17 protein-coding genes are annotated in these 24,820 nt (G+C 59.4%); 11 read left to right on the forward strand and 6 right to left on the reverse strand.

Annotated features, from left to right (window positions below; translation table 11 throughout):
* Positions 1-146 precede the first annotated feature (146 nt).
* Positions 147-1,943 (forward strand): chloride channel protein, encoded by a 1,797-nt coding sequence (locus NQ495_RS08950; protein WP_009132898.1) that lies wholly within the window; start codon positions 147-149, stop codon positions 1,941-1,943.
* Positions 1,944-2,202: 259 nt separating this feature from the next.
* Here the strand turns inward: NQ495_RS08950 and NQ495_RS08955 are convergent, their stop codons facing one another.
* On the reverse strand, positions 2,203-3,186 hold the full coding sequence (locus NQ495_RS08955; protein ID WP_009132899.1) for a helix-turn-helix transcriptional regulator: 984 nt from the start codon (positions 3,184-3,186) through the stop codon (positions 2,203-2,205).
* Positions 3,187-3,691: 505 nt separating this feature from the next.
* Between NQ495_RS08955 and bioA the strand changes: the two genes are divergently transcribed.
* Positions 3,692-4,984, forward strand: coding sequence for an adenosylmethionine--8-amino-7-oxononanoate transaminase (bioA, locus tag NQ495_RS08960; protein WP_009132900.1), 1,293 nt, complete (start codon positions 3,692-3,694; stop codon positions 4,982-4,984).
* Positions 4,985-5,358: 374 nt separating this feature from the next.
* Here the strand turns inward: bioA and mnmA are convergent, their stop codons facing one another.
* Both mnmA and NQ495_RS08970 read right to left on the reverse strand, forming a co-directional pair.
* On the reverse strand, positions 5,359-6,594 hold the full coding sequence (mnmA, locus tag NQ495_RS08965) for a tRNA 2-thiouridine(34) synthase MnmA (RefSeq protein WP_009132901.1): 1,236 nt from the start codon (positions 6,592-6,594) through the stop codon (positions 5,359-5,361).
* Between the two features lie 206 nt (positions 6,595-6,800).
* Complete coding sequence (locus NQ495_RS08970) at positions 6,801-7,691, reverse strand: ROK family protein (protein WP_009132902.1); 891 nt, start codon at positions 7,689-7,691, stop codon at positions 6,801-6,803.
* Between the two features lie 400 nt (positions 7,692-8,091).
* Here NQ495_RS08970 and NQ495_RS08975 point away from each other — a divergent pair, with 400 nt between their 5' ends.
* Positions 8,092-9,159 (forward strand): hypothetical protein, encoded by a 1,068-nt coding sequence (locus NQ495_RS08975; RefSeq protein ID WP_009132903.1) that lies wholly within the window; start codon positions 8,092-8,094, stop codon positions 9,157-9,159.
* 408 nt (positions 9,160-9,567) lie between these two features.
* Here NQ495_RS08975 and lon read toward each other — a convergent pair whose 3' ends face one another.
* On the reverse strand, positions 9,568-11,994 hold the full coding sequence (lon, locus tag NQ495_RS08980) for an endopeptidase La (protein ID WP_009132904.1): 2,427 nt from the start codon (positions 11,992-11,994) through the stop codon (positions 9,568-9,570).
* A 475-nt stretch (positions 11,995-12,469) separates the two neighbouring features.
* Between lon and NQ495_RS08985 the strand changes: the two genes are divergently transcribed.
* Positions 12,470-15,130 carry a valine--tRNA ligase gene (locus NQ495_RS08985; protein ID WP_009132905.1) on the forward strand — a complete coding sequence of 887 codons (2,661 nt, stop codon included), beginning with the start codon at positions 12,470-12,472 and terminating at the stop codon, positions 15,128-15,130.
* Between the two features lie 266 nt (positions 15,131-15,396).
* Here NQ495_RS08985 and terL read toward each other — a convergent pair whose 3' ends face one another.
* Together terL and NQ495_RS08995 are read right to left on the reverse strand one after the other, a co-directional pair.
* Positions 15,397-16,776: a phage terminase large subunit gene (gene terL / locus NQ495_RS08990; RefSeq protein ID WP_232208876.1), complete on the reverse strand. Its 1,380-nt coding sequence runs from the start codon at positions 16,774-16,776 to the stop codon at positions 15,397-15,399.
* A gap of 1,380 nt (positions 16,777-18,156) precedes the next feature.
* Complete coding sequence (locus NQ495_RS08995; RefSeq protein WP_009132907.1) at positions 18,157-18,429, reverse strand: hypothetical protein; 273 nt, start codon at positions 18,427-18,429, stop codon at positions 18,157-18,159.
* A 208-nt stretch (positions 18,430-18,637) separates the two neighbouring features.
* On the opposite strand from NQ495_RS08995, the gene NQ495_RS09000 reads away from it, so the two are divergent.
* The 7 genes from NQ495_RS09000 to NQ495_RS09030 all read left to right on the forward strand — a co-directional run bounded on the left by NQ495_RS09000 (position 18,638) and on the right by NQ495_RS09030 (position 24,610).
* A complete protein-coding gene (locus NQ495_RS09000; RefSeq protein ID WP_009132908.1) occupies positions 18,638-19,309 on the forward strand; it encodes an XRE family transcriptional regulator in 672 nt (223 codons plus the stop codon).
* A 151-nt stretch (positions 19,310-19,460) separates the two neighbouring features.
* Positions 19,461-20,123 (forward strand): uracil-DNA glycosylase, encoded by a 663-nt coding sequence (gene ung / locus NQ495_RS09005; protein WP_009132909.1) that lies wholly within the window; start codon positions 19,461-19,463, stop codon positions 20,121-20,123.
* Positions 20,124-20,566: 443 nt separating this feature from the next.
* Positions 20,567-22,078: a hypothetical protein gene (locus NQ495_RS09010; RefSeq protein WP_009132910.1), complete on the forward strand. Its 1,512-nt coding sequence runs from the start codon at positions 20,567-20,569 to the stop codon at positions 22,076-22,078.
* An 11-nt stretch (positions 22,079-22,089) separates the two neighbouring features.
* Positions 22,090-22,704, forward strand: coding sequence for a hypothetical protein (locus NQ495_RS09015; RefSeq protein ID WP_009132911.1), 615 nt, complete (start codon positions 22,090-22,092; stop codon positions 22,702-22,704).
* An 18-nt stretch (positions 22,705-22,722) separates the two neighbouring features.
* Complete coding sequence (locus NQ495_RS09020; protein ID WP_009132912.1) at positions 22,723-23,340, forward strand: hypothetical protein; 618 nt, start codon at positions 22,723-22,725, stop codon at positions 23,338-23,340.
* 19 nt (positions 23,341-23,359) lie between these two features.
* Positions 23,360-23,974, forward strand: a complete 615-nt coding sequence (locus NQ495_RS09025; RefSeq protein WP_147513003.1) for a hypothetical protein — start codon at positions 23,360-23,362, stop codon at positions 23,972-23,974.
* A gap of 18 nt (positions 23,975-23,992) precedes the next feature.
* Positions 23,993-24,610: a hypothetical protein gene (locus NQ495_RS09030; RefSeq protein WP_009132914.1), complete on the forward strand. Its 618-nt coding sequence runs from the start codon at positions 23,993-23,995 to the stop codon at positions 24,608-24,610.
* Positions 24,611-24,820 lie beyond the last annotated feature (210 nt).

A 24,820-nucleotide genomic window follows, 5' to 3' on the forward strand; every position in this document is an offset into this window, starting at 1 on the left:
TACCGGGCCGCCACCCCGAAGGAGGCACACCCGAAAGGCAGATCTGCACCCGGCAACCAAGCGCACCCGGAAGAGAGGCCTGCGCCACGGATTGGGATAAGAAATGTACCGCGCAAGACGCGCCGGTGCAAGATGCAACAGTAGAGATGAGTTATTCCACCAGAGGGACATACCGGCGGCTCGGGCTGCTGTACCGCTACCTGATCGTGGCGACGAAGCGGCTCTCGCAGAAGCAGCTGATGATTCTGCTGGCCGTCGTCGTCGGGCTCGCCGCAGGCTTCGCGACCTACCTTTTCGAAGGGTTGCTGGTGTTGGTGCGCACCGGGCTGACCAGTTGGCTGGCGATCGACACGGCCAGCCCGCTCTACCTGGTCTACCCGATCATCGGCGTGATCCTCGCGACGCTTTTCGTGCGCTACTGGGTGCGCGACGACATCTCCGAAGGGGTGACGCGCGTACTCTATGCGATGAGCAAAAAGGGCTCCCGCATCAAGCCGCACAACTGCTATACGTCGGTGGTGGCCAGCGCGACGACTATCGGTTTCGGCGGTTCGGTCGGCCCCGAGGCGCCGATCGTGCTGACCGGTTCGGCCATCGGCTCGAACATCGGCCAGTTCATGCGGCTCAACTACCGGGACATCACGCTGCTGCTCTGCTGCGGTGCGGCGGGCGCCCTTTCGGCCGTGTTCAAGGCGCCGATCACGGGCGTCGTCTTCGTGCTCGAAATCCTGATGCTCGACATTACGGTGAGCTCGATCATCCCGCTGCTCATTTCGACGGTCACGGCCACCTCGCTGATGTTTTTCCTCAACGGCTTCGAGCCTGTTTTCAGCATCGAGATCAAGACCTTCAGCCTGCACAACATCCCGTTCTACGTCGTCCTGGGCACGCTGTGCGGGTTCATGTCGTACTACTTCACACGCATCAATACGGCTATCGGCGGCGCGTTTGCCCGCCTCAGGACTCTGGGGCGCAAATGGCTCGTGGGCGGCGTGGTGATCGGCCTGCTGATCTTTATTTTCCCGCCCCTTTACGGCGAAGGGTACGAGGCGATGGTCGACCTGATGCACGGCAACATCGATGCGCTGTTCGACAATTCGATGTTCTTCTCCTACCGCCACATCGGGTGGCTCGTGGCGCTCTACCTGGTCGCGACGCTCTTCTTCAAGGTGGTGGCGATGGCCGCCACGACCGCCGCCGGCGGGGTGGGGGGCACCTTCGCGCCGTCGCTCTTCGTCGGCGCGTTCACCGGCGCTTCGGCCGCCTTTATCCTCGACACCTATTTCGGTTTCGATGTCCCGATCGTCTCGTTCACGCTGGTGGGCATGGCGGGGGTGATGTCCGGCGTGATGAAGGCTCCGCTCACGTCGATCTTCCTGATCGCCGAACTGACCAACGGCTACTCGCTTTTCGTTCCGCTGATGCTCACGTCGGCCGTTTCGTTCGGTATCAGCTACTATTTCGAACCCTATTCGATCTATACGAAAAAACTCTACCAGAGCGGCGAGCTGCTCACGCACAACAAAGACCGTTCGGTGCTGGTCTTCCTCGACCTGAAGCGGCTGATGGAGACCGATTTCCACCCGGTGACGATGGACACGACCCTGGGCGACGTGGTGCGTCTCATCTCGTCGGTGCGTCGCAATATCTTCCCGGTGGTGAGCCGCGACGGGGTGCTGCTGGGGGTCGTCCAGCTCGACGACCTGCGGGCGGATATGTTCGACCCGGCCAAGTACGATACGAAGATCGACGCCTACATGATCCCGCCGCCCGACGTGGTCTATCCCAACGAGCAGATGGGCAGCGTACTCGATGCGTTCGAGCAGTCGAAGGCGTGGATGCTTCCGGTGATCGACAGCGACCGGCACTACCTCGGCTTTATCTCCAAGTCGCGCATCCTGGCGGCCTACCGCGACCAGCTGGTCGCGATCAGCGAAGAGTAACCGCGCGTTTGTCGTCGCGTTCCCGTATCCTTCTTGGCTTGTCGTTGCCCCTCTCTCGCTTGCCTTGTATCGTCCTGCCGCCGTGCATCCGGTCGTTCCGCCCTCAATAAAAAACCGGCTCCCGAAGGAGCCGGCATACAAACAAGGCGGTTACTCTGAACAATCAGACAGAGTAAATATAGCCCGGAAATTCCGGTTTTGCAAGTCCGGGAAGCATTTTTCCGGAACTAACCCGCGCGGCACAGCATCCCGCCCGGGGTTATACGTCTGCCGGGAAGGTTTTTTTGTCGTGCGCCTGGGCCCGGATTTCCGCATCCGGCTCGCCGTCGCGTTCCGCCGGAATGTCCCGTGGCCCGGCGCCGTCTTCGGCTATGCTCTGCTGGTGGCGGTTCCGGTAGGCGGCGGGCGTCATGCCGTACTCCTTTTTGAAAAGTTTGATGAAGTGCGACGTGTTCGGGAAGTTGCACGCGAGGCCGATCTCCGAGATCGACTTGTTGGTCGAGATCAGTAGCAGGCGCGAGTGCATCAGCCGCTGGCGGATGAACCATTTGTGCGGCGGCTCGAAAAAGTGCTTGCGGAACTCCTTCTTGAACGAGGTGAGGCTCCGGTTGCATTTGGCCGCCAGTTCCTCGATCGAAATATCCGTGAAGATGCTGTTGTGCACGATCTGTTCGAAGTTCTCCTTGGTCAGGTCCATGTTGCTCAGGATTTTGCTTTTGAGGCAGCACTCGCCCTGCGACAGGATCAGGTAGACCAGTTCGGTGAGCTTCAGGTGGACGGCCGTGTCGTCGTCGGCGAACAGGTTGTCGCGCAGTCCGGCATTGATCGTGGAGAAGAAGTTTTTCAGCGCGGGCCATCCCGGGGCCACGACGTGCGACTGCTTTTCGCATTCGGGACAGCTGTGGTCGTTGGTGATCGCCAACTGGTAGGTCAGGCTCAGGTTGTTGAGGATCCTGGCGAGTTGTTCCGAGGTGTAGTAGAAGACCACCTGCTCGAAATTCCTGCTGCCGGTGGGAACGTCCTCGGTGTAGTGGGTTCCGGCACTGAGGTAGAAGACCTCGCCCGCGCCTACCGCATGGCGCACGTCGCCGTAGTAGATGTATTTGGTGCCGCGCCGTACATAGCCTATGCAGTGCCTTGTCAGCGTGTGCGACTGGATTCCGATGCGCGAAGGCTGGACATACTTGACCACCGTCGGCTGCTGCGGGACCGGGGGAATGGATTTGGGGAGGTGCTTTGGCATATTCTCGAACTTTTTATTTTACGACGTGGGAGCGACTGCTTTGACCGGAACCCGGGGAGAAACCGGGCAGCAACAGGGTGTACGGCAAATATACAATGCAAGATTTGAAATTACAATATAATATTTATATATTTTAATATTCTATTTAAACCCCGGAACTGTCAAAAACGATGCAAAATCCATTGTCTATAGTTTCTATTTACGTAAAGTGCGTATCCGAAAAATGTTTTCCGGGACACTTCCGGCAATGGGATCCGGCACGTTTGCGGTATCTCGGGAAAATGGCTACTTTTGCCGTTGTCGCGCTGTGTTTATCGTGGCTGTAAAGCCCTGCCGCTGCCGCCCTGCCGCAGGCTCCGGTCCTTTCGGCCTCCCGTACCGCCGCCGGCGTCCGCGCATTCCCTGCTTTTTTGCGCCCCGGTCCGGAAATTCCGTCGCTCCGGCGCCACTAATATAACAAAACGTTCGTACAATACCATAAAACGTTCAAACAACCCAAGCCGATATGGAACCCGAAACCCTTTCCGAACTGCTCTCGTTCGACCGCGAACACCTGTGGCATCCTTATACCTCGATGGCCGATCCGCTGCCGGTCTATCCCGTGGCGCGCGCCGAAGGGGTGTGGATCGAGCTCGGTGACGGCCGCCGGCTGATCGACGGCATGTCGTCGTGGTGGTCGGCCGTGCACGGCTATAATCATCCGGCGCTCAACGCTGCCGCACAAGCCCAGCTGCGGGAGATGTCGCACGTGATGTTCGGCGGCTTCACGCACCGTCCCGCCGTCGACCTGGCCCGCCGCCTGCTGCGGCTGGCGCCCGCGGGGCTCGAAAAGATCTTCTACTGCGATTCGGGCTCGGTAGCCGTCGAGGTGGCCGTCAAAATGGCGATGCAGTACATGTACGCGCAGGGCACGCCGCAGAAGAACACGCTCGCCACGATACGCAGCGGCTACCACGGTGATACGTGGCACGCGATGTCGGTGTGCGATCCGGTCACCGGCATGCACTCGCTCTTTTCGGGCCGCCTGCCGATCCAGCACTTCGTGCCGCGTCCGGAGGTGCGTTTCGGCGCGGAGTGGGACGAACGGGACTTCGCCCCGATGGCCGAACTGCTCGAGCGCCACCACGACACGCTGGCGGCCGTGATCCTCGAACCCGTCGTGCAGGGTGCGGGCGGCATGTGGTTTTACCACCCGGAGTACCTGCGCCGCCTGCGCGAGGCGTGCGACCGTTACGGCGTCCTGCTGATCGCCGACGAAATCGCGACCGGGTTCGGCCGCACGGGCCGCATGTTCGCCTGCGAGTGGGCCGGCATCACGCCCGACATCCTGTGCGTAGGCAAGGCGCTGACGGGCGGTTACCTCTCCTTCGCCGCCGTGCTGGCTACGGATCGTGTGGCGCAGACCATTTCGGCGGGCGATCCGTCCGAGTTCATGCACGGGCCCACCTTCATGGGCAACCCGCTCGCCTGCGCGGTGGCCGGCGCGTCGCTGCGGCTGCTGGAAGAGAACTCCCCGCTGCCGCGCATCGCCGAAATCGAGGCGCTGCTCGGCCGGCTGCTCGCTCCTGCGCGCCAGTGGCCGCAGGTGGCCGACGTGCGTGTGCTGGGCGCGATCGGTGTCGTCGAGATGCGTCGCCCGGTGGATATGGCGACATTGCAGCGGCGCTTCGTCGAAGAGGGTATCTGGGTGCGCCCGTTCGGGCGGCTGGTTTACCTGATGCCTCCCTTCGTCATCCGGGACAACGAACTGGAAGCACTCGCCCGCGGCCTGCTGAAGGTGATTTCGGAAGTGGAATAACTCCAGGGTAGATCTTCCGTCCTCCGTTGCAGGGGGGCTTTTCGGAACCCCGGCGCATGCGCCGGGGTTCTCTGTTGCCGTATGTCGTATTTTCGTGTGCCTGTACGCGTTTGCGTTTGGTCCTGTTCCGGTATCTTGTCCTGTGTTTTGCGGGGGGCACCCCTCTTTCCATGTGCCGTTTCCGTGCCGCAGTGTGCGGTACCGGTATTTCGGCGTCCCGTCCTGTATTGCTGCGCGCAGCTTTTGCGTGGCGGGATGCCGTCCTTTTACGCTCCCGTGTTTCGGGTTCGGGTGTCCGGGTGGCTGTTCGTATGTTTTTGTACGCCGTATCCGGCGCGCCCCTTTCCGTCTTTTGGATGGCTTTCGGTCCGGTCTTACCGGTGGATTACCCCGGAGCCGACCAGCTCGTCGCCGTCGTACCACGCGGCGAACTGCCCTGCGGTGACGCCGCGCTGCGGCCGGTCGAAGACGATGTAACCGCCCTGCTCCGTGACGTGCAGCACGCCGCCCTGCAACGGCTGCCGGTAGCGGATGCGCATCGAGAAGCGGGCGCTGCCGCCCGGCTGTAACGCGCGGTCGGGCCGGATCCAGTGCATCTCTTCGGGCAGGATCCGCAGCGCACGCCGGTAGAGTCCCGGATGCTCCTGGCCCATGCCCACGTAGAGTACGTTGTGTTCCACGTCGCTCGCGATCACGAACAACGGTTCCGCGTAGCCGCCCACGCCGAGGCCTTTGCGCTGGCCGATGGTGAAAAAGTGGGCGCCGCGGTGCGTGCCCGCCTGCCTGCCCGCTTCCGGCGTATACCGGTAGGGTTCCGCCAGCGCGTCGAGCTGCTCCTGCGAGAACGGCCCGTCGGCCGGAATCTCCCAAGCTGTACTGCGCTCCCCCGGTGCCGCAATCCGCCCGCGCAGCGCATACCCCGGCCACGAGGCCGGAATCTCGACGATCGCACCCTCGCGCGCCTTGAGCTGCTGCTGCAGGAATACCGGTAGGTCCACCTTGCCGACGAAGCAGATGCCCTGCGAATCCTTGCGCTGCGCGGTGGCGAGGTGCTGTTCGGCCGCGATGCGCCGTACTTCGGGTTTGAGCAGGTGCCCGATCGGGAAGAGCGCGCGCGAAAGCTGCTCCTGCGTAAGCTGGCAGAGGAAATAGCTCTGGTCTTTGTTCGGGTCGCTGCCCGCGAGCAGGCGGTAGACCGGCCCTTCGGCCGTTTCGGTCACTTCGCGGCGGCAGTAGTGCCCCGTGGCGACGTAGTCGGCGCCCAGCTTCAGCGCCGCTTGGAGGAACGCGTCGAACTTGATCTCGCGGTTGCACAGCACGTCGGGGTTCGGCGTGCGGCCGCGCCCGTATTCGGCGAACATGTAGTCCACCACGCGGCGGCGGTATTCGTCGCTCAGGTCGATGAAATGGAACGGGATGTCGAGCCGTTTGGCGGTCAGCTCGGCGAACATCTGGTCGTCGTACCACGGGCAGTCGCCTTCGAGCGTGCCGGTGGTGTCGTGCCAGTTGCGCATGAACAGTCCCACCACGTCGTAGCCCTGCTCCTTGAGCAGGTAAGCCGCGACGCTCGAATCCACGCCTCCCGAGAGGCCTACTACGACCCGTTTCACCGTTGTATGTCTTTTTGTTTTTGCATTTGTCGATCGGGATACTTTCCGGAGCCCCGGGGCGGGATTGCAATCGGAAGAGGGATCAGGAGCTGTACTCGAGAACCGGGATCAGGGACTGCGATCCAAGGGTTAAGTGCGGCAACCGGAACCATAACCATACCCCCCGGAGGTTATCCGGACGGTAACCGGAAACTTGCCCGGTGCGGTTATTTACACAGCGCGGCCGCCCCGGCGATGATCGCGGTGGTCGTGTCGGCCATCGCCACCACCGGGATCTGCACGCCCTTCTGTTCGAAAGCGGCGCGCAGCTGCGGGAAGAAAAACTCCTCGGCGCGCACCATGCCGCCGCCCACCACCAGCGTGTCGGCGCCGAAGCGCTGCACGAACGGCAGCATGATCTCGGCGAACGTGCGGGCGAATTCGTCGAAGATGGCGCGCACCTCGGCGGTGTACTTGTCCGCGTGGTAGTAGTCGATCATCGGTTTGACGCCGGTGATGGCCACGCCGGTGATCTGGCGGAACTTCTCTTCGAACCAGCGCGTCGAGACGAAATCCTCGGCGATCCGGCCCCGGAACGGGTAGTCCCACAGCTCGCCGCCGATGGGTACGCCGGGGCCGTAGGTGGCGTAGCAGCCGTCGACGATGAAGCAGGCGCCGAATCCGGTGCCCAGCGTCACGCCGATCAGGTGGCGCGCGTTGCCGCCGCCGAGGCTCCAGGCCCCCATGCCGAAGCCCGCCGCGTCGTTGGTGAACAGGATACGCGACGGGTCGATGCCGGTGAGGCGGTGCAGTTCGGCGCGGACGTTCATGCCTTTGATCGATGCGAATTTGTGTTCGGCCATCGCGATTCCCTTGATGAAGTCGAACGGCGAGGGCATCGCTACGCCGAGGCCCGTGATGGCGCGCGCGCCGGCTTTCTGCATGCAGGCTCCCAGCGCGCTGTCCCACGCGGCGAGAATCTTCTGCGCCGACTCGTTTTCGGCGATTTTGACTTCGGTGTAGGTCTCCCCGACGGGTCTGCTGCTGCCGAGCTCGACCACCTGGCAGGCGATGTGCGACCCGCCGATATCGACGCCGAGGGCGTATTTTTCGTTCATGGCTGTTGGTTTATCTTGTTTGTATTCGGTATTCGCCTTTGTTTCGCTTTGTCGGGGCAGGCGGCACGCCCGTGCGGATTCCCGGGACCGGATCGCTTCGCCCGCTCGCCCCCATGTTGTTGAACGCCGGACGTTTTCTTTCCGGTCCCGCGCGGTCTCTCCCGGCGCCCTGCGAAATATCGCATCCAAAGATACAAAAATAACCGGAACCGCCGCTATCCCTCCGTTCGCGCAGGTAGTTCAGTGATAAAAATGCAATGTTTTTTAACAGCTTTTCCGGTGGTATTTGTGCGCTTTCCGGGGAATTTTTTCATCTGTTGCAGCCGGGAAATATGTTATTTATCTTGTTTGCTGTCAGGATTGTCTGTAACTTTGAACCGTGAATAAAAATAGACCTATAATGTACAGATCAATTCTGGCTGTCGCATGTGCGGTGCTTGCCGTATCGTGCGTGAAAAATCCCGGATCGGAGACTCCCGGTCCCGGCACGGACACTCCGGACGTGAGCCATTTCCAGACAGCGGAGCAGTACGCGGTGCCGACCAAAGCGGGGCAGATTACCACGGTGAAGATGAACGGCGTGACGCTGGCCGAAGCGTCGAGTCCGATGAAAATCTGGATTCCGCGCTACGCCCGGACAAAGGCGGCTGCCGCTCCCGAGGTGATTTACACGCCCGCGGACGAGTATCCGAACGGGTTTGCCGGGAACAAAGCGCAGCTGTTCCAGGTGGTCTGTTTCGAGGATTCCCGCTCGGGCGACTACGACTACAACGACCTGGTGATCCATGTCAAGTACCAGTGGAACGGCACGCGTTTCGGGTTCGGCGTGCACCCGATCGCGCTCGGCTCGACCAAGGAGGTTCGTCTCGGAGCCGTGGTGTATAAAGGATCCACGCGCATCTTCAAAGGGCTGCTCGCACCCGGGAATGCGGATGCCCGGACCCAGTATTTCCAGTCGCAGGCCGGCTTTATCAATACCGGCACCGACCGGCAGATCAACCAGCGGATCGACGGGCGGGTGACCGGCTGGAACCAGTACCTCGGCTCGACCTGCCGTTGCTGGGATCTCTCGAAGATCGCGGACGACGGTGCGGTACGCGTCGAGTGGTACATCCAGGTGGACGGAGACGTCGAGCTGTATGCCCTCTCGACCGCCTACCTCAACCAGTCGTTCGATAAACAGGGCCGTCCCTATGGACTTGTGATCACGCAGACAGGCTCCTCGTATACCGAGGACGGTAAAGGCGTGGTCGGGCTCGACTGGTTTAACTATCCGTGTGAAAATACGCCGATTTCGGAAGTCTATCCCGAGTTGTGGAACTGGCTGACGGGCTCTGCCTCGTATGATTTTTCGGAAATTTACGACCGGGACGCCGTCCCGGCAAACGCCTTCCCGGCAGCCGACCTGGGGCTTTTCAGGACCAAGAGCGACGTGAACGTAACCGACGGCAAGTATTTGCAGAACTGACCCGGCACTCCTGGCGCCCCGGCTTTCGTGGTTCCCGCAGTCCCCGTGGCTCCCGTGGAAGGGTTCCGGCGCCTGGGGCGGAGTCGTGACGTTCCGTTCGGGCCGCTTTGTGCGGCTCTCCCGTTTTCCGGTTTTCCGGTGTCTGTCCGCCGATTGCGGAATGTTCGGAATCCGGCCGTCCGGTACCGGGTTGGCCGGTCCTCCGGATGATCGGTTCACTTTCGGACCCTTGAGGGGGGATGTGAAGCGAAATAGGGACTGTGAAAGCAAAAAGAGAACGCCCTGCTCGATGAGCGGGGCGTTCCTGTTGATGGGAGTTGTGCCGGTTGAATGGTCGGATCGGTTTGTCCGGTTGCCCGCGTCCGGCGGGGCGTACCGGGAACCGGGGCCGGCCCCGGACGGTAGCGGCTATTCGGCCATCACGAGCTTCAGCACGTCGTCGTTGGTCTTCACGTAGTGGAACGTGAGCCCTTCGAGGTATTCCGGCTTGATCTCGCTGATGTCCTTGCGGTTCTCTTCCGAGAGGACGATCTCCCTGATCCCCGCGCGTTTCGCGGCGAGGATCTTCTCCTTGATGCCGCCTACGGGCAGCACCCGTCCGCGCAGCGTCGTCTCGCCCGTCATCGCGATGTAGTCCTTTACGCGGCGGCCCGAGAGGGTCGAAACCAGCGAAGTCATCATCGTGATGCCGGCGCTCGGGCCGTCCTTGGGAATCGCCCCTTCCGGCACGTGGATGTGGATGTCGTTCTTTTCGAACTTTTCGCGGGCGATGCCCAGTTCGTCGGCGTGCGCCTTGACCCACTGCAGCGCGATGGTGGCCGACTCCTTCATCACGTCGCCCAGGTTGCCGGTCATCGTGAGGGCGCCCTTGCCCGGGGTGAGGATCGACTCGATGTAGAGGATGTCGCCGCCCACTTCGGTCCAGGCGAGGCCCGTGACGATGCCCACCATGCCCTGGATGTCGTAGATGTCGTTGGTGAAGCGCGGCACGCCGAGGATCTTCTCGACGTCGGCGGGCGACACCTCCGGCTTGAACTCCTCGCCGAAGCCGATATTTTTCGCCCGCGTGCGGACGATCTTCGCGATCTGCTTGTCGAGCGACCGGACGCCCGATTCGCGCGTGTAGTCGGCGATCACCTTCTCGATCACCTTCGGGGCGATCTTCAGGTCCTTGGCCGGTACGCCGTGCGCCTTGAGCTGCTTGGGCACGAGGTGTTTGCGGGCGATCTGCACCTTGTCCTCGAGGATGTAGCCCGGGATGTTGATCATCTCCATGCGGTCCCTCAGCGCCGGGTTGATGTTGGCGATGTTGTTGGCCGTCGCGATGAACAGCACCTTCGAGAGGTCGTACTCGGTGTCGAGGTAGTTGTCGTGGAACGTGGTGTTCTGTTCCGGGTCGAGCACCTCGAGCAGCGCCGACGACGGATCGCCGTGGTTGGAGACGGTCACCTTGTCGATCTCGTCGAGGATGATCACCGGATTCGACGATCCGGCCCGCTTGATGGTCTGGATGATCCGGCCCGGCATCGCACCGATGTAGGTGCGGCGGTGTCCGCGGATCTCGGCTTCGTCGTGCAGCCCGCCCAGCGAAATGCGGCCGAACTTGCGCTTGAGCGCGGCGGCCACCGATTTGCCCAGCGAGGTCTTGCCCACGCCCGGGGGGCCGTACAGGCAGAGGATCGGCGATTTCAGATCGCCTTTGAGCTTGATCACGGCCAGGTGTTCGAGGATGCGGTCCTTCACCTCCTCGAGGCCGAAATGGTCGCTGTCGAGCCGCTTCTTCGCGCGGTTCAGGTCGAGGTTGTCGGTGGTGCAGTGCTCCCAGGGCAGTTCGGCCATCAGCTGCAGGTAGTTCAGCTGCACGGAGTATTCGGCTACGGCCGGATTCATCCGTTCCAGCTTGCCCAGCTCCTTGAAGAAGAGCTCTTTGGTCTCATCCTTCCACTGCTTCTTTTCGGCTTTCTTGCGCAGTTCGTCGATGTCCTTGTCGGCCGGGTCTCCGCCCAGCTCGTCCTGGATCGTGCGCATCTGCTGCTGCAGGAAGTAGTCGCGCTGCTGCTGGTCGATATCCTGCTTTACCTTGGTCTGTATCTCGTTCTTGAGTTCGACCAGTTGCTGCTCGCGGATCAGGATTTCGAGCAGGCGGCGTGCGCGCGCCAGCAGGCCCGGGGCCTCCAGCAACCGCTGGCGGTCGGCGTCGGGCAGGTCGATGTTCGAGCAGATGAAGTTGATGATGCCGCGCTTGCTGTCGATGTTCTTGATCGCGAAGGCGGCCTCCTTGGGCATGTTCGGCGAGATGTTGATGATCCCGAGGGCCACGTCCTTGATCGAATCCACCAGTGCGTCGAACTCGATGTTGCTGCGTTCGGGCACGCTGTCTTTCAGCGGGGCGACGCTCGCTTTGAAATAGGGTTCCGCGGTGAGGTACTCCTTGATCTCGACCTTCTCGAGGCCGTGCAGGATCACCGTCAGGTTGCCGTTGGGCATCTCGAGGATCTTGAGGATACGCGCGGCGGTGCCGACACGGTACAGGTCGTCCGGGCCGGGCTGCTCCACTTCGGGCTCCTTCTGCAATACGGCGCCCATCAGGCCGCCGGCGGCTTCCACGTCGCGGATCAGCTTCATCGAGCGCTGGCGCCCCACGGTGATCGGCGTGATCGAGCCGGGGAACAGCACCGAGCTGCGAAGGGTCAGGATCGGCAGCGTGTCGGGGACTTCCGTGTTTTCGGCCTCCTCCTCGTCCTCGTTCGAGACGATCGGAATCACGTGGTGCTTACCTTCGAGCATGTCCGAAATGCCGGAAAAATCCTCTTCGTTATACTGTTTCTTACTCATTGTTTTCCTCCTTGATAATCTGCAAATATAGTTTTTTTTGTCCAAACCCCTGCATCGGGGCGGTGTTGCTGCCGTTCTGTCCGCTTCCCGACGCGAAGGCAGGTCGGAGCCTGCCATCCTGTCAGGTTTGCGGCGCGGAACCGGGGGTGTCCCGGGGGCTCTCCGCCGGCTGCGGAAACGGCCTGCGATGGCCGCCGCGTTGCCTTTTCGTCCCGGAATGCTTTTCGTTCCGGATGTTGTTTGCTGAGAACTAATGCCTTGCAGCGCTCCGGCCTCCTGCGTCCGGGGCGTTGGCCTGCCTGCTAAAAATTAAACGTTCGGGGCATTTTATTATTGTAAAACACTATCTTTGCAAATTGGATGCAAATCCTGCGCCGCAGCTGCATTTGGCGGAAAATAGCGGGGGGGGGACCGCCCCGCCGGCCGGAACATGACAAAGAAAAAAGATCAAAACATAACAGAAAGAGAGACGACTATGGAAATCGCAGCGAAATACGCTCCGCAGCAGATCGAACAGAAGTGGTACGACTACTGGATGGAGCACGGCTTCTTCCACTCGGTTCCCGACGCGCGGGAGCCCTATACGATCGTAATTCCGCCCCCCAACGTGACAGGCGTGCTGCACATGGGCCACATGCTCAACGAGACGATCCAGGACGTGCTGGTGCGCCGCGCGCGGATGCAGGGTAAGAACGCCTGCTGGGTGCCGGGCACCGACCACGCGTCGATCGCCACCGAGGCGAAAGTCGTGGCCAAGCTCAAAGCCGAGGGGATCGACAAGGGTTCGCTCACGCGCGAGGAGTTTTTGAAGCATGCGTGGGAGTGGAAGGAGAAGCACGGCGGCATCATCCTGAGCCAGTTGCGCCGCCTCGGTGCGTCGTGCGACTGGGAGCGGACGAAGTTCACGATGGATCCGGCGCTGAGCCGGAGCGTCATCAAGGTTTTCGTAGACCTCTATAACAAAGGGAAGATTTACCGCGGCGTGCGGATGGTCAACTGGGACCCCGCCGCGCTGACGGCCCTCTCGGACGAAGAGGTGATCCACCGCGAGTCGCAGGGCAAGCTCTACTACCTGCGCTATATGATCGAGGGGACGGCGGACTACCTGGTCGTGGCCACGACGCGGCCCGAGACGATCCTCGGGGACACGGCGCTGTGCGTGAACCCGAACGACCCGCGCTACCGGCACCTGCCCGCGGACGCCCGTGTGATCGTGCCGCTGGTGAACCGTTCCGTGCCGGTGATCCGCGACGAGTACGTCGATATCGAGTTCGGTACCGGCGCGCTGAAGGTGACCCCGGCGCACGACGTGAACGACTACATGCTCGGTGAGAAATACGGCCTCGAGACGATCGACATCTTCAACGACGACGGCACGCTCAACGCTCATGGCGCGCAGTATGCGGGCATGGACCGCTTCGATGTGCGCAGGCAGATCGAGATCGACCTTGCGGAGGCCGGGCTGCTCGAAAAGGTGGAGCCCTACACGAACCAGGTGGGCTACTCGGAGCGTACCAACGTGCCCATCGAACCGAAGCTCTCGATGCAGTGGTTCCTGAAGATGGAGGAGCTCGCCCGGCCCGCGCTGAAGGCGGTGATGGAGGATACGGTACGGCTCGTTCCGGCCAAGTTCAAGAATACCTACCGCTACTGGATGGAAAACGTCAAGGACTGGTGCATTTCGCGCCAGTTGTGGTGGGGGCAGCAGATTCCGGCCTACTACCTGCCCGAGGGCGGTTACGTGGTGGCCGAGACGCCCGAAGAGGCGCTGGAGGTGGCCCGCGAAAAGACCGGCAACCCGTCGCTCTCGCCCGCGGACCTGCGGCAGGATCCCGATGTGCTCGACACGTGGTTCTCGTCGTGGCTCTGGCCGATTTCGGTTTTCGACGGCATCAACAACCCCGAAAACGACGAGATCAAATACTATTATCCGACCAACGACCTGGTGACCGGGCCCGACATCCTCTTCTTCTGGGTGGCGCGCATGATTATCGCCGGGTACGAATACCGCGGCGAGAAACCGTTCGGCAGCGTCTACCTGACCGGAATCGTGCGCGACAAACTGCGCCGCAAGATGAGCAAGTCGCTCGGCAACTCGCCCGACCCGATCGAACTGATCGATCGCTACGGCGCCGACGGCGTGCGCGTGGCGATGCTGCTCTGCTCGGCCGCCGGCAGCGACCTGCTGTTCGACGAATCGCTCTGCGAACAGGGACGCAATTTCGGGAATAAGATCTGGAACGCCTACCGCCTCGTACAGGGCTGGCAGGTGGATGAACGGCTGGTCCAGTGCGAAGGCAACCGCCTGGCGGTGGAGTGGTTCGACGCGATACTGGACCGCACGCTCGCATCGGTCGAGGCCGATTTTGCCGCGTACCGCATCTCCGAGGCGCTGATGCAGCTGTATAAGCTCTTCTGGGACGAATTTTCGGGCTGGTACCTCGAAATGGTGAAGCCCGCCTACCAGCAGCCGATCGACCGCGCGACGCTCGATGCGACGCTCGGTTTCTTCGACAAGCTGTTGCGCGTGCTGCACCCGTTCATGCCCTTCCTGACCGAGGAGCTGTGGCAGAACATCGCCCCGCGGGAGGATGGCGAGAGCCTGATGATGAGCCGCCTGCCGGAGGTGAAATGCGCGTGCGGCGAGGCTTCCGGTTCCCGGGATGCCGGGGCGGAAGGATTGCTCGCCGGGGCGGAACTGCTCAAAGAGGCGGTTTCGGGCGTGCGCAATATCCGCAAGGAACACAACCTGCCGAACAAGGAGGCTCTGGAGCTGTGCGTGATCGCCGACGAGAACTACCCGGCGGCTTTCGCCCCGCTGCTGGAGAAGATGGCGAACCTCTCCGCCGTGCGCACGGTGGGGGAGAAGCTGCCCGATGCGGCGGCGTTCGTGGTCAAGACGACGCAGTATTTCGTGCCGCTGCCGGGGAAGATCGACGCGGCCGAAGAGCTGCCGAAGCTCGAAGCCGAACTGGAATACCTCGAAGGGTTCCTCGCTTCGGTAAACAAAAAGCTCTCGAACGAACGTTTCGTGCAGAGCGCCCCGGAGAAAGTGGTCGCCAACGAGCGGGCCAAGCAGGCCGATGCCGAGGCGAAGATCGCGGCGCTGCGCGAACGGATCGCGGCGCTGAAATAGCCGCAGGACGGGTGCGTCCGGCAGGGTGCGGTTCAGGTACTGTCGATACGGGGCGCGTTGCCGGGACGGGATGTAATTGCGCTATGCCGCTGCTTTACGGAAAAAGAGCGCAGGAGATGAAAGCGAGCCACGGGCATCTGCCCGTGGCTCGCTTTGTTCAGGTGCGGCTCCGATGGATGCGGACGCGAATGATGCTGCTTTTCCCGGTGCGGCGGTAGCGGTCGGGCCGATTCCTCGAAATGTGTGGCGAATGTACCCGGAAGGTCTTATCTCTCAGGCGAACGGAAACCCACCGCGCGGATCGTGCGGCGCGAACGGTCGAGTTCGGTCTCGACCACCCCGGTCAGCGCGTCCGGAGCGTCGTGGCGGCGGTTGGCCCGGTAGAGGCGGCGGTAACCGAGCAGGTCGCGCGCGAGTTCCGGCCAGCGTGCCTCCCAGCCCCGCGGCCAGCGTGCGAGGCGCTGCACCGTGGCCGAATTGGAGAGGATGCGCGCCTCCTTGTTGCGCGACTGGTGCGTCCACGCGATGCGCACCTCCGGCACCAGGCGCCCCACCGCCCGCGCGAAGCCGCGTCCGCCGTTGTTGCTTTCGAAAAGCGCTTCGCGTACGTCCGCGCGGCGCAGCATCGCGGCCGCCTGCGGTTCGGTCGCCTCCATCGGCTCCGGCGTGTAGAGCGCGTCGGTCAGGTAGATCATGCCGTCGCCGCCCACCGCGTAGCAGAGCGAGCAGAGGTAGTCGTCGCCCGTATCGGCGGTGTCGGTGTAGTTGCCGCGTTTGACCACCGTCGCGGGCAGTTCGTCGTAGGTGGCGAACCCTTCGCCGTAAAGCAATCCCTCTTTTGAGGCCGGGCGCCCCTGGTAGAGCGCTTCGAACAGGTGCGGGTCGAGTCTGCGCCGCGCGTCGAGCAGCGCGCGCGAATGGCGTGCGGGCCACAGCGCCTCGCCCTTGTCGCGCGGATCGGCCGGAGTGGGCGGCGACTCTTTGATCGCTTCGAAATTCAGCATCAGCCAGCAGTCGGGCGGCAGCGTGCCGAGCTGAGAAAAGTCGGTCAGCCCGACGACCCGTTCGTGCGCGGCGATGCGTCCGGGCAGGTCCTCTTCGTGCCAGCGGGTGCCGACGATCAGCTCCTGCGAGCCGTTGTGCAGGCGCGTGCGCGCTACCGCGTTGTACCACTCCCACGCGTTGTCGCGCACCAGCGGAGAATTGGCCTCCAGCGCGTCCTTGAACAGGTCGTCGAGGATCAGCAGGTCCACCGTGTTGCCGGTGAGCGATCCTTCGCGCCCGACCGCGAGCAGGCCGCCGCTTTGCCCGGCGAGGTCGAACTCCTCGGCGGTGCGGACCAGATTTCCGGCCCCGGCGGCGGAAGGGGCGGCAGCCTCTTTTTTGTTTCCGGTACCTCCGTGCAGCGGTTTGAGCCGGGTGTCCGGGAAAAGTTCTGCGTAGGGAGCGCTGTCGATCAGCTGCTGGATGCGGCGGTTAAAGCGCGACGCGAGCCGCAGGTTGTACGACGCGAGCGCGATGCGCAGGCCGGGGCGGATGCCCAGCGCATAGGCGGGCAACAACACCGAAGAGCCGAGCGACTTGCCGTGCTGCGGCGGTACCGAGACGATCAGCCGCCTGACGAGCCCTTTGGCAAAGGCGTCCAAGGTACGGTAATAGGCGGTGTGGAAAGGTGTCGGGCAGAAGCCGGGAACGCACCGTCGCGCGAAGTCCGGCAGGCTGCGCCGCGCCAGTTCGCTCTGGACTGCCCGGCGCGTGATTGTCAGCCGGGGCCGGGGATCGGGAACGGAATGCAAGTTTATAGCGGCGGCCGGACTGGTGCTCGGGGTCGGAGTTCGGCCCGGGGCGGTATCCGGGAAGGTCTCGCCGGAGCCGGGTGGCTGCGGGGTGTTTGCGGGAAAGGTTTCGTTCATCGTGCGGGTCGGGGCTGGGGTTGAGGCCGGCTTCGGTTTGAGGTTTGGTTTCGGCTGCGGGCATCGCGGCGCGCCATTCGGGCAGTGCGGAGAGTTCGGCCAGCGCGGCATCGGAGAGCGTCGAGAGGTCGACCGGCGTATCGCCGCCGGGCGCGCCGTCGTCCGGCGGTGCGCCCGGGGTGCGGGGAGTGTTCGCGCCGCTGCGTTCCGGGCTGGTTTTGCCTGCTGCGTTTTTCACGGCTGGGCCCGGAACGGGCTTCGCCTGCCACCGGTCCGGGTTCAGGTTCGTCAGTGCGAAGAGGATCGCGTCGAGGTCGGGTGCGACCGTGCGGCGCGTCACCACCTCGCTCTTGAGCCGCCGCCCGCCCTCCGGATCGGGTTCGTACGTGCGTTTGACCTCCTGCATCGTATAGCCCCTGACACAGCGGGCCAGTCCTTGCAGCGCCTTCTTTTCGAGCGCACAGCGCTGCGCCTCGCCGGGCGGGTACCCCGTTTCGGTTTTGACGGTTGCTGTTTCCGGTACGGCTGTTTTCGGAACTTTTGCATTCGGGTTTCCCGAACCGGGAAACCCTTCGCACGGGAGCGCCTGTCCCGGAGCGCCGGTTCCGGCGGAGGGAGGGCCGGGCGATTCCGCTCTGTCGGCAAGGACCCTGTTTTCGGTCAGCTGCCACCCTTCAGGCAGCTCCAGGTTCCAGAGGCCTGCCACGCAGGGATTTACAAGATTTGATTGCATTTCGATCGGGTTGTTTGGACGGAGCGGCAGGAGTCCAACCTGCCGGACGGAAGATCGTCCGCGGTTCCGGCCCTGACGGGCGTCCCCGTGCCGAAGGGGGCCGGAAGGTCGAGAGGCGGGGCGTCCCCCGGTGGGCGGGTGTCTCTCGCGGCGTCGCCTGACGCATGCGCTCCGTGATGCGGATACCCGAAGAAATTTCCGGGTCCGGGCTTGGATTTTCCGTGGAAAATCCGTTTATTGAAGATGTTTTCTGAACGTTCTTTGCTTGTGCTCCGGCTGTTTCCTGCTATGCGGGCGGGCTGCCCGGCATTGCCGGGCAGCGTATTCTGCCGGCGGAGCAAGCAAGGAACGCGCAGGGTGAAGAAGTAGTCGGTCGTGCGTTAGGCTTCGAGAAAACGGCTCAGCTCGCTCCAGCTGAAATCGGTGAGCACTTCGCCGTCGCGTTGGTGCAGGTGGTATTCCCACCACACGGGCGTGGCCGATGCGAGGCGTCCCGTGTCGGGGTCGTTGCGCAGGATCAGCGTGCAGGTGAGCGTGGAGTAGAACTCTTCGGTGTCGTATTCGAGCTGGCCGTTGAAGAACTCCTTCCCGGTGAGTTCGTCGCGCAGCTGTGCGGCAATGGCCTGGTAAGTTTGGTCGTCGATGGAAATCATGGTCGTGTCGTTTTTTACAAAAGTAGCCTGCCGGGAGATTGGCTGATTATACAATTCTTGAATTTCCGGACGTGAAACAAAAGAATTGACTGCCACTGTATTTGGTTAATAAAATAAAACCTCTTAACTTTGTCTTACAAATATAAGTTCAAATTTTGGATTTTGTACTCTTTTTGCAAGAAATAATTGCAAAAAAAATCTTTTCGATATGAGGGAGCGATTGAGGTTGATACGCAAAGAGTTGGGGTTGACGCAAGAGGCGCTTGCCCAAAAATTGGGCATCGGGAAGAGTGCGCTGTCGATGATCGAGACCGGCCGCGCATCGCTTTCGGAACGAAATAAAAATATTATTGTTCAGGAATTGAACGTTAATCCCGAGTGGCTCGAAACCGGACAGGGGCAGATGTTTTTCGAACAGCGGCCCGAGGCGGTCTTCACGAACCGCACCGACCGCAGACTGCCCACGCAGAGCGTACCCCTCTATAATATAGAGGGAACCGCCGGGCTGGTGCCGCTTTTCCTGGACCGGGAGTCGGTGCGCCCGGTCGACTACATCCACATTCCGAACCTGCCCCGCTGCGACGGTGCGATCTACGTGGTGGGCGACAGCATGTATCCGCTGCTCAAGAGCGGCGACATCGTGCTCTACAAGCAGGTAAGCGGCATCGAGAACATCTTCTGGGGGGACATGTACCTGCTCTCGATCGATATCGACGGCGAGGAGTACGTGACGGTCAAGTATATCCAGAAGTCCGAAAACGAGGGGTGCGTGAAGCTCGTGAGCCAGAACCCGCACCATGCCGACAAGGAGGTACCGGTCGAGCGGATCCGTGCGCTGGCGTTCGTCAAGGCGAGCATCCGCATGAACTCGATCCGGTAGCGCGCGGCGGGGTGGCGCAGGAATCCGCCCGATTGAATCCGGGGGCGGCGGCACGGATACAATAGAGGTGTAATAGATATGGACAAGAAAATGTTTCGGGTACGGGCCGAAGTCCGGCACTCCCGGAGCGTGACAAAATAACCCAACCGATATGGACGTAAAGATATCGCCCCGCTGGAAAGAGCTGCTCGGGGCCGAGTTTGAAAAACCCTATTTTGCCGAGCTGGTGCGGTTTGTCAAACAGGAGTATGCCACGCGGCGCGTTTTTCCCGCCGGGCGCAACATTTTCCATGCGTTCGACATGTGCGACCCGGACGACATCAAAGTGGTCGTGATCGGGCAGGATCCTTACCACGGCGAGGGGCAGGCGCACGGGCTCTGTTTCTCGGTGAACGACGGCGTGCCGTTTCCGCCGTCGCTGGTCAATATATTCCAGGAGGTGCGCGACGATACCGGGGCCGCCGTGCCCGCGAGCGGCAACCTCGACCGCTGGGCGTCGCAGGGCGTGCTGCTGCTCAACGCGGTGCTGACCGTGCGCGCACACGAGCCCGCCTCGCATGCCGGCAGGGGCTGGGAACAGTTCACCGATGCGGTGGTGCGTGCGATCGCCGCGCACCGCGACCGGGTCGTCTACATGTTGTGGGGCTCTTACGCGCAGCGCAAGGGCGCGATCGTCGATCCGGCGCGCAACTGTATCCTCAAGGCGGTGCATCCGTCGCCGCTGTCGGCGTACCGGGGCTTTTTCGGCTGCCGCCACTTCTCGCAGGCGAACGCCTACCTCGAGGCCAACGGCCGCACGCCGGTCGTGTGGTAAAGCCGCCGGGAGCGCCGGTTCCGCAGGAAAAGAGGGGATTACCTGCCGCATAGACCGGACTGCGGGATAAACGGCGACGATAGAATGTACGGCCGGAACGGGGATAGGTGCAACCGTCCGGGAAATTTCCCGTGCCGGGACGGGGGGAAGATTATAGTCGCATGCAACAAGCCACAGTCTTGACTGTGGCTTGTTGCATCGGGTGGATGCATGGATGGCCGTGAGGTAATTTATGTCGTATTGTTGCTTTCTCGCATTTGCGTGCCGGGCAGCCTGCCGAACCGGCCTGAATCATTTTGTCTGAGCCGATTTTGATATCCTGCGATATTTCATTTGCAGTTCTCGTAAAAATAGCTTATATTTCAAGTAATTGGAAGACGCTGAACCCCGATCCGACATCTGACCGTTCGATTACTACCTTTTCACCCGATAATGTTTTGATCATGAAAAAAACTTTTATCGTAATCGCGGTAGTGAGCGTATTGCTTACCGTCTTTGCCGCCTGTGTGAAGGAACAGTATCCGCAACCGGATGATATTTCCGCGGTACCGGAGGGCATGATTACGGTCGACGAAGCCAAAATCTATTTCTTCCGGCATTCCGACGGTTCGGTTTCGGCCTTGAACCGGGATCGATTGTATCTGCAAAATGCGTTCTTTGCTGTGTCCGGTGGCGATACTGCGGGCGTTCTCACGAAAACTTTTGCGACCTCATCCCGCTCCGGGCTGCCCCTTTGGGAAGAGGCTGTGGTGATCGTCAACCCAAAATATTCCACGTTGCGGGTGCCCTTGTCCGAGAATGTGTCCGGAATTTCGCGGATAGGTTTCGGAGACGATAAAAACCGGATCGAATATCGCGAGGCCCGCACCCGGTCCAGCCTGATTGTGCAAATGCTGCATGAAGACGGCCGTATAAGGCAGTATGTCGAAACCGTTATCCGGTCGGATCGCAGTCTGACCGGGGATTCTTACGTGCTGATTACCGATGTTGCGGGCGAATTCCTGTGGTGCGACCGATGGAAAAACGGGAAACGGACGGATATGGCGCTGGTGGGTAGCAGTTTGCCATCTTCTGCATCTGCCGACAGCCAGAAATTGCTCTTGTACGGCATATCGCTGAGGTCTATCTGGGACACCAACGAATTGGGCGAGGTGGGTGTTCCGGCACGTCCGTGTCCGAGTTGCCGTCACGACCCCTGCACCTGTTGTTACCGTTGCGGGCACGATCCCTGCGTCTGCTGCACGACGTGCAACAAATATCCGTGCGAGTGCTGGATCTGTCCGCATTGCGGCAGCAAGTTCTGCGATGGAAAGCAGTGTCAGGCGCCTCCGGATAAACCCGACCCCGGCGATCCCGGCGGCAGCGGTTCAGACCGTCCGGAATCGCCCGGTTTTCCGCTGGTCAATATGAAAATGGATACGGCCACGCAAAAGAAACTCAATAAATTACTCAAAAAAATCCATGAGGACTGCATGGGGCAAAAGTTGCTGGCCGCGTTGAATTATAATTTCAATAGAGAACTTACGATCAAGTACAATCCGGATATTATGGTAACCGCACGCGTCAACGGCGTCTATACTCAATCCACGCATACGATTACCATAGGCACGGAATCCCTGTCTACGTTTACCGAAGAGCTTTTTCACGCCTACCAGGGGTACGATCCTGCAAAACCCTATACTACCGACGCCAAGCTTAATTACGAGGTGGAAGCGAAAGTAGCGGCAACGCAAATTAAACAGCGTGCTGGTGAGTTTGCAAAAGGAGGTTCTTTAGAAAGAGAATACGAGAAAATGTTTTTAAGCTATGCTAGAACTCCTTCTGCCACACAATACACCCATATCGTTTATATTTTACGCAAAATTGGCTACAAAACACAGGAATATCCCGAAAACTCTGCTTACCGGAGTATCGATGCCCTGAAAAGTCTGTCCGTCGATTGCAATCACGATTAAAACCGCATATCATGAAACTTTTTTTAGCTTTTTTCCTACTTTGCCTCATGGGGTTTTCCGCCGTTCCGGTTCTCGGTCAGGTCGGGATGCCGTCCCATTCGATTGTCAACCCCGATTCGGTGAGCCATAACTTTTACGAACGGGAAACCGTCAAGGGGAATACGATTACCTACAAAGTCGATTATTCCTATCCGATGCTTTACTGTATTGGTAATGCCTGCAATACCCGGCTCGGTGAACTGATGTCCTTGAAGGACGGTTCGACTCCCACGGAGCCTGTTGATAGGGGAGGGGATTTGGAAATCACGTCTTTGAATCCCGTTTATCAGGCTTTCCTGGAGACTTTCACCCCCGAAGAGATTCGTGTGTTGGCTCAGAATGACGAAGTTTTGTTTGTCGGTTATGCGCTGGACGAAACCGGATCGGTACTAGAGATTGATTTTACGATAGAGTCCGACCGTCCTCATCTCTATAACATTCCCCCGCAATACCTGGAGCAGCTAGAAACCAAGCTCAAATCTACGGTATCGTATGTGATTCCTCCGGATATGGCCTATCTGCGGGAGTATAAGTTTATCACCGTTTCCCAGGTTTGTCCGTTTAAAGGCCTTTTGGATAAGCTTTGATTTTAATAGGTATCCAGCATGAAACAATACGGGTTCGTTATTCTTTTGTTTTGTCTCGTTGGTTTTTCCTTCGTTCCGGTTTGTGGCCAGATCGGGATGCCGTCCCATTCGATTGTGAATCCCGATTCGGTGAGCCATAACTTTTACGAACGGGAAATTGTCAAAGGGAATACGATTACCTATAAAGTCGATTATTCTTTAGGTTCGCTGTATCAGATTTCCAACATCAACAACACCCGCGTCGGTGAACTGATGTCTTTGAAGGACGGTTCTATACCCACCAAACCGTTAGGCATAGGTGATGAATTGGACATTGCATCTTGGGTGCCGGTTTATTGTGCTTTTCTGGAAACTTTCACGCCGGAGGAAATTCGGGCGCTAGCACGAAATAATGCCTCCCTTAATGTAGGTTATGCTATAAACGAGAATGGAACGGTATTAGAAGTCCGCTTTACGATGTTGCGAGACCGTCCACATTTGTATAATATTCCTCCGCAATACTTGGAGAAACTCGAAATCCAACTCAAATCTACGGTATCATTTATTATTCCGTCGCATATGCAATATCTGCGTGAATATAAATTTATAACGGTGTCTCAGGATATTTCTTTTTCATGGCTTGAAAGTAAATTGTGATTCGAATATGACGTGTAAGATGAAATCTCGGTTCGTCGCTCTTTCGCTTTGTCTCATGGGTTTTTCCTTCGTTCCGGTTCTCGGCCAGATCGGGATACCGTCCCATTCGATTGTCAACCCCGATTCGGTGAGCCATAACTTTTACGAACGGGAAACCGTCAAGGGGAATACCATTACTTATAAGATAGATCATTCTTATCCTATGCTTTACCGTATTGGTAATGCCTCTAATACCCGGCTCGGTGAACTGATGTCCTTGAAGGACGGCTCGACTCCCACGGAGCCTGTCGATAGGGGAGGTGGTTTGGATGTGGTTTTTTTAAAGCCTGTCTATCAGGCTTTCTTGGAGACTTTCACCCCCGAAGAGATGCGAGTGTTGGCACAGAATAATGATGTTATACGTATCCGTTATGCTTTAAACGAGAATGGGGTTGTTTTGGAAGTTGGTTTTACGATAGAGTCCGATCGTCCTCATCTGTATAATATACCCCCGCAATACTTGGAGAAGTTAGAAACCAAACTCAAATCTACGGTATCGTATATTATCCCTCCGCATATGGCATACCTGCGGGAGTATAAGTTTATCACCGTTTCTCAAGTTTTCCCATTTAAAAGTCTTTTGGATAAGCTTTGATTTTAATAGGTATCCAGTATGAAAAAATACGGATTCGTTATTCTTTTGCTTTGTCTCGTTGGTTTTTCCTTCGTTCCGGTTTTCGGCCAGATCGGGATGCCGTCCCATTTGATTGTGAACCCCGATTCGGTGAGCCATAACTTTTACGAACGGGAAATTGTCAAAGGGAATACGATTACCTATAAAGTCGATTATTCTTTAGGTTTGCTGTATCAGATTTCCAACATCAACAACACCCGCGTCGGTCAATTGATGTCCTTGAAGGACGGCTCGACTCCCACGGAGCCTGTTGATAGGGGAGGGGATTTGGAAATCACGTCTTTGAATCCCGTTTATCAGGCTTTTCTGGAAACTTTCACCCCCGAAGAGATTCGTGTGTTGGCTCAGAATAACGAAGTTTTGCGTATCGGTTATGCGCTGAACGAAACCGGAGCGGTCCTAGAAGTGCGTTTTACGATGTTGCGTGACCGTCCTCATCTGTATAATATTCCCCCGCAATACCTGGAGAAGTTAGAAACTAAACTCAAATCTACGGTATCGTATTTTATCCCTCCGCATATGGCCTATCTGCGGGAGTATAAGTTTATCACAGTTTCCCAAGATTGTTCGTTTAAAAGCTTTTTGGATAAGCTTTGATTTTAATAGGTATCCAGCATGAAACAATACGGATTCGTTATTCTTTTGCTCTGTCTCGTCGGTTTTTCCTTCGTTCCGGTTTATGGCCAGATCGGGATGCCGTCCCATTCGATTGTCAACCCCGATTCGGTGAGCCATAACTTTTACGAACGGGAAACCGTCAAGGGAGTAAGTAGGGTTATGTGTCTTCGGCATTTATCGGATATCGAA

The sequence above is a fragment of the Alistipes indistinctus YIT 12060 genome (genome assembly GCF_025144995.1).
In the GTDB taxonomy this organism is placed as follows: domain Bacteria; phylum Bacteroidota; class Bacteroidia; order Bacteroidales; family Rikenellaceae; genus Alistipes_A; species Alistipes_A indistinctus.

Excerpts from the sequence above, each read along its gene's own strand:
- NQ495_RS08950 (WP_009132898.1), top strand. The coding sequence starts at position 147 with ATGAGTTATTCCACCAGAGGGACATACCGGCGGCTCGGGCTGCTGTAC.
- NQ495_RS08955 (WP_009132899.1), bottom strand. The coding sequence starts at position 3,186 with ATGCCAAAGCACCTCCCCAAATCCATTCCCCCGGTCCCGCAGCAGCCG.
- bioA (WP_009132900.1), top strand. The coding sequence starts at position 3,692 with ATGGAACCCGAAACCCTTTCCGAACTGCTCTCGTTCGACCGCGAACAC.
- NQ495_RS08970 (WP_009132902.1), bottom strand. The coding sequence starts at position 7,691 with ATGAACGAAAAATACGCCCTCGGCGTCGATATCGGCGGGTCGCACATC.
- NQ495_RS08975 (WP_009132903.1), top strand. The coding sequence starts at position 8,092 with ATGTACAGATCAATTCTGGCTGTCGCATGTGCGGTGCTTGCCGTATCG.
- lon (WP_009132904.1), bottom strand. The coding sequence starts at position 11,994 with ATGAGTAAGAAACAGTATAACGAAGAGGATTTTTCCGGCATTTCGGAC.
- NQ495_RS08985 (WP_009132905.1), top strand. The coding sequence starts at position 12,470 with ATGGAAATCGCAGCGAAATACGCTCCGCAGCAGATCGAACAGAAGTGG.
- NQ495_RS08995 (WP_009132907.1), bottom strand. The coding sequence starts at position 18,429 with ATGATTTCCATCGACGACCAAACTTACCAGGCCATTGCCGCACAGCTG.
- NQ495_RS09000 (WP_009132908.1), top strand. The coding sequence starts at position 18,638 with ATGAGGGAGCGATTGAGGTTGATACGCAAAGAGTTGGGGTTGACGCAA.
- ung (WP_009132909.1), top strand. The coding sequence starts at position 19,461 with ATGGACGTAAAGATATCGCCCCGCTGGAAAGAGCTGCTCGGGGCCGAG.
- NQ495_RS09010 (WP_009132910.1), top strand. The coding sequence starts at position 20,567 with ATGAAAAAAACTTTTATCGTAATCGCGGTAGTGAGCGTATTGCTTACC.
- NQ495_RS09015 (WP_009132911.1), top strand. The coding sequence starts at position 22,090 with ATGAAACTTTTTTTAGCTTTTTTCCTACTTTGCCTCATGGGGTTTTCC.
- NQ495_RS09020 (WP_009132912.1), top strand. The coding sequence starts at position 22,723 with ATGAAACAATACGGGTTCGTTATTCTTTTGTTTTGTCTCGTTGGTTTT.
- NQ495_RS09025 (WP_147513003.1), top strand. The coding sequence starts at position 23,360 with ATGAAATCTCGGTTCGTCGCTCTTTCGCTTTGTCTCATGGGTTTTTCC.
- NQ495_RS09030 (WP_009132914.1), top strand. The coding sequence starts at position 23,993 with ATGAAAAAATACGGATTCGTTATTCTTTTGCTTTGTCTCGTTGGTTTT.